This window comes from Chitinophaga sp. (assembly GCF_036566945.1).
In the GTDB taxonomy this organism is placed as follows: domain Bacteria; phylum Bacteroidota; class Bacteroidia; order Chitinophagales; family Chitinophagaceae; genus Chitinophaga.
On record NZ_DATCVJ010000685.1, the window covers coordinates 1 to 5,240 of the forward strand.

Annotated in this window: 3 protein-coding genes; all 3 read left to right on the forward strand. The window is 46.7% G+C overall.

Annotated features, from left to right (window positions below):
* Nucleotides 1-2,404 (forward strand): SusC/RagA family TonB-linked outer membrane protein (locus VIP81_RS20735; RefSeq protein WP_331965671.1); only part of this gene is annotated, 2,404 nt, incomplete at its 5' end.
* A 19-nt stretch (nucleotides 2,405-2,423) separates the two neighbouring features.
* Nucleotides 2,424-3,953 (forward strand): RagB/SusD family nutrient uptake outer membrane protein, encoded by a 1,530-nt coding sequence (locus VIP81_RS20740; protein ID WP_331965674.1) that lies wholly within the window; start codon nucleotides 2,424-2,426, stop codon nucleotides 3,951-3,953.
* A gap of 39 nt (nucleotides 3,954-3,992) precedes the next feature.
* On the forward strand, nucleotides 3,993-5,240 hold a 1,248-nt coding region (locus tag VIP81_RS20745), incomplete at its 3' end, for an aryl-sulfate sulfotransferase (protein WP_331965677.1).

Sequence of the window (5,240 nt, forward strand, 5' to 3'; positions counted from 1 at the left end):
CTCCCGTGGCGCCAATGGCGTAGTGATGATCACCACTAAAAGAGGTAAATCCGGCAGGGCAGCTATTCAGTACGATGGCTACTACGGTACCCAACGGATTACAAAGGAATATGATAAAATGAATGGCCTGGAAAACATGCAGGTCACTAATGCCAAAGCCATTGAAAAAGGTCAGCCAGCCTATTACACGGCAGAAGACCTGGCCAGTGGCCGCGACAACGACTGGTTTAAATTAGCTACCCGCCCCGGTATGGTACAAAGCCATAACCTGAGTATAGCCGGTGGCACCGCAGAAGATCGGGTGTCATTGTCCGGCAACTACTTTAAACAGGATGGTGCGTTGAAAAATACGTCTTTCGAAAGATATTCTGTGCGTCTGAACTACGACAGACAATTCAGCAAAAACTTCAAAACCGGCGCCAGCGTGTATGGCTCCCGTTCTTATACCAACTTCAAAACATACGATGGTAACATTGTACCTTCTAACGTAATGTATGGCGTATTGACCGCGTCCCCTGCTATTCCGGTATACAATGCGGATGGCTCTTACGCCCGGTACAGAGGCAGAGATAATCCACTGGCCTGGTTAATGGCGCCTACCAACGACCGCTATGAAAACAAAGTAAATATCAATGCATATTTAGACTACCAAATCATCGAAGGACTTAACTTCCGCGTGAACGGCGGAACAGAATACTCCACCTTCCGCGAAGGCACTTACCTGCCCCGCGACCTGGTAGACGGTGAAAAAGTAGGCGGGAAAGCCAGTCTGAATAACGTAGCCCGTACCCGTAACCTGGCGGAAGGCTATTTTACCTATAGAAAAATATTTAACAAGATCCATTCTGTAAACCTGGTGGCAGGGGTATCTTACCAGTCTGATATGTATTCCCAGCAATACGCACAGGTACAGAAATTCAGTACAGACGCTTTTCTTTATCACAACCTGGAAGCCGCCAGTGAGCCTCTTAGCAATACCAGTCTGGACGTCCCTTCCAAACTTGCCTCTGCCTACGGACGTTTAAACTATTCACTGAAAGATAAATACCTCGCTACCTTTACCTTCCGCCGGGATGGATCTTCCAGATTTGGAGAAAATTATCGCTTCGGAAACTTCCCTTCCGGCTCCATTGCATGGAGAGCCGGTGAAGAAGAATTCATTAAAAACCTGAACATCTTCTCCAACCTTAAAGTGAGAGCCGGTTATGGTGTAACAGGTAATGACCGCATTCCCGATTACATTTATATGTACCTCTTTGGTCCTACCAAAGTATCACTCGGACCCGGAAGCGACAGTTATGGCGGTATAGTGGCTACCCGTTTGCCTAATCCCGATCTGCAATGGGAAAGCACCGCGCAGTTCGACGTGGGAATAGATATGGGATTTGTGAATAACCGTATATCCGCCACGATAGATTTTTACCGCAAAAAAACCAACAAACTGATTTTTGATATTCCTATCGGCGACTGGAACGGCTTCGCCAACCAAACGGTCAACGCCGCCGAAATTGAAAATAAAGGGGTGGAATTATCTATCACCACAGAAAATATTATCAACCACGCTTTTACCTGGAATACTACACTGAACATCGCCTACAATAAACAAACCTGCCTGGATCTGGGTGGTCGTCAAAGCATCATTACACAAACTGCCAACCTGTATGGCGGCCGTTCTATTGACTTCACCAAATTAGAGCCCGGACAGGAGTTAAGTACCTTTTACGGATACATCTATGACGGTGTTATCAAAACAGGAGAAGCGCATCCGCAACAGCCCAACTCCAAAGCAGGCGATCCAAAATTCAAAGATATCAGCGGGCCCGGTGGCAAACCCGATGGTATCATCGACGCCAATGACCGTACCTACCTGGGTCATGCCACGCCGCGCTATATTTATGGAATCAACAACAACTTTGCTTACAAAGGTTTTGAGCTGAATATTTTCCTCCAGGGCGCACTTGATTATAGTTTATACAACGCCACCAACCTGGTACTGGAATCCGGTCCCGGCAAGGCTGCACTGAATAGATGGACCACCACCAACGAAAATACAGATATCCCAAGAGATGGATATGTAATCGCTTATGGTGGCATGATCAATTCAAGATTTGTGGAAAACGCTTCTTACCTGCGTTGTAAAATGCTCACACTCGGTTATAACATTCCCGTAGCCAAAACATTCCTCAGAAAGCTGGGTGGCATTAAGGTATATGGCTCTGTACAAAACTTATTTACGATTACCAAATATACAGGATCAGACCCCGAGGTAAATACCAATCTTAACAGCAGTGTTAACAATGGTAGCCTCAGCGGTGGTAGCAACGCAAACCTTTCTTCCGGATTGGATTACACGGCTTTCCCTGCTTACCGCACCTATACCCTGGGGCTTAAATTTAATTTCTAACCTGTAAATTCCGGAACAAATGAAATACGCATATATCGCATTAACAACTTTACTACTCGGCGCTACTTCCTGTAAGAAGCTTGTGGAACCTAAAGTCAACAGTTACCTGACAGACGCCAACGCATTCATCACCCTGAGCGATGCCAAAGCAGCTGTCAACGGTGTATATTCCAGACTAAAACAACCCAGCGGCAGATCCGATGCATGGATGTACTATGCAGGCTTCCAGGTCACCATTTCAGATCTTACCACCGACGTAGGACACGCGACCAGCGCAGGTGATGTGAGCCTCATGGCTGATTGCCAGTGGGCCTCCAGCAATACTTACCTGGCCTTTGCCTGGCAGCATCAGTATAAACTGGTCACAGATGCCAATATCGCTATGTACTATATTCCGCGGATGACCAGCGTTACCGACGAACAGAAAAACCAGTTTGTGGCAGAATTGAAGTTCCTCCGCGCACTGGGGTATGTGGATCTCACCGATGCATTTGGTCCCGTGATCCTGGTAACAGATAAAACCGTAGAACAAAACCATACGAGTCCTGACTATAATGCCCCATTGCCTACTACATCTGTAGCAGAGATCAATTCACTGATCATCAGCGACCTGGAATTTGCGGCGCAACACTTACCCGCTAACTACACCAGCAGTACTATTTACAGCACCAACGATATAGGCCGTGCTACCAAAGGTGCCGCCATGTCTTTACTCTGTAAACTGTATATGCGCGAACATCAATGGCAGAAAGCCCTGGACCTCACTACAGAAATCATGAAACTGGGCTATGGACTATATCCCAGCTATGCAGGATTATTTGCAGAGAAAAATAAATGGTGCCAGGAAAGTATCTTCAGCGCCCTCGCGGATCCGTTGAATGATGCCGTGGAAATCATGAACCACTTCGGACCTATCAACAATCCGGTGGTAACAGACAGATGGCAGTACTTCGCCTTAACCTGGTATTTCTGGAACACCTTCGCAGCTAATGACGATCGTAAACAAATGTTTTACTACGATTATATCGGCACCGACGGCCTCCATTACGTACAGGGCCCTCCCGGTCAAACCAATCCGCCGGCAGGATATTATTACATGGCCGATGTAGCCACCACCAAATTTGCAGATCCGAAAGGTTCTACCACCTACTACGATGGACACGTATTCCCGATACTCCGTTATGCAGATATCCTGCTGTGCAGAGCCGAAGCGTTGAATGAACTGAACGGACCCACCACCGAAGCTATTGACCTGATCAACCAGGTAAAAAGCCGCTCTCACGCTACAGGTTTAGGCGCCCCCGGTACCTTCACCAAAGAAACACTGCGTGATGCCATCCTGCAGGAACGTGGCTGGGAATTCTTCTTTGAATGCAAACGCAGACAGGATCTGATCCGCATGAATAAGTATGAAACCGTGGTAAATAAGTATCTTACTGCTGTTGGAAAAACAGCGACCATCTCGATGCCAAGAGATAAGTATTTTTCTTATCCACAGGCACAGATAGATATCAATAAAACCCTTAACAATAATGACCGTCGTCATTAACAACGGGTGCTGTCTTTTTTTAATGACTCAATAATGCAAATGAAAAGATGGAATAATATACAACGCATGCTGCCATTGATGTCAATGGCAGCTGCGTTTTTTATAATGCAGGCCTGCCATAGCGGAGGAAACGACATCACCGAAATCACCCTCACCTCGCACGGACAAAATGCCCTCAAAGTAAAGGTGGCCATACAATGTACCGACACCGTGGATGCCGCCGTGGAATACTGGCCCAAAGGACAGGAGCAACTACGCACCACCACCAGCCTTTCCACACACCAGCTGCATCATGCCATCGTACTCACCAATCTGCTACCTACGCAAAGCTATGAGTACCGCGTGTTAACAGGTCATGGCCAATCATTGTACCGCAGCAAAGTATATACTTTCAACACCAACGATTTTCCGATGTGGATGAAAGATGTATTTAATATCGTTTGCCCGGACAGCAGCCTGTTGCCCGCCAGTTTCAGAACAGGCTATGTGATGATTTCCCGCCGCGATGATCCCGGCGTATTGTTTCTGTTAAATGCCAAAGGTCAGATTACCTGGTACCACCAGGTAAGCGGCACCGGATTTAAAGTAGCCAATTTTACACAAAACAATACCCTGTTATCACTGTTGGGCGGCCCCGCTTACGAAACCAGCTACGGCGACGAAATACTGGAGCTCTCCTTAACCGGCGATACCCTGGCGGACCTCAAAAAAGGGAGAGATTTTGCACCCACCATCCACCACGAAATTTTACTCAATGCTAAAAATGAATTTGTAACACTTTGTGTGGAAGAAAGAATCATAGACCTGAGCAGCAAAGGCGGGAGTAAAACAGATACCGTCAGAGGAGATGGCATCCTCGTACTCGACAGACATGGCAAAGAAGTATGGAAATGGACAGTTTTTGATGCCCTGAATCCGCTGGAGAATAACAACATCTTACAGGAAAAAAAAGACTGGATGCATGCCAACTGTGTTACATTCGATAAAGATGGTAACTACCTCATTTCTTTTTATAACAATGGACAAATCTGGAAGATAGATGCCCGCACCGGCAAGCGCCTTTGGACGTTCGGCAAAGGCGGCGATTTCGATATGCCGGCAACTTCCCTGTTTGATCAGGCCCATGCCGTTCATATTAATGAGCATGGCGACCTGATGTTTTTTGATAATGGTGTGAGCAAAAAAAAATCCCGTACACTCGCCTTTACATTAGCCGAAAATGAAAAACAGGCGCATGTAGTGATCGATACCAAACTGCCACCGGAAAATTATAACGAAAGAATGGGC

Bases quoted from the DNA above. Each gene is read 5' to 3' on its own strand.
- VIP81_RS20740 (WP_331965674.1), top strand. From the start codon at position 2,424: ATGAAATACGCATATATCGCATTAACAACTTTACTACTCGGCGCTACT.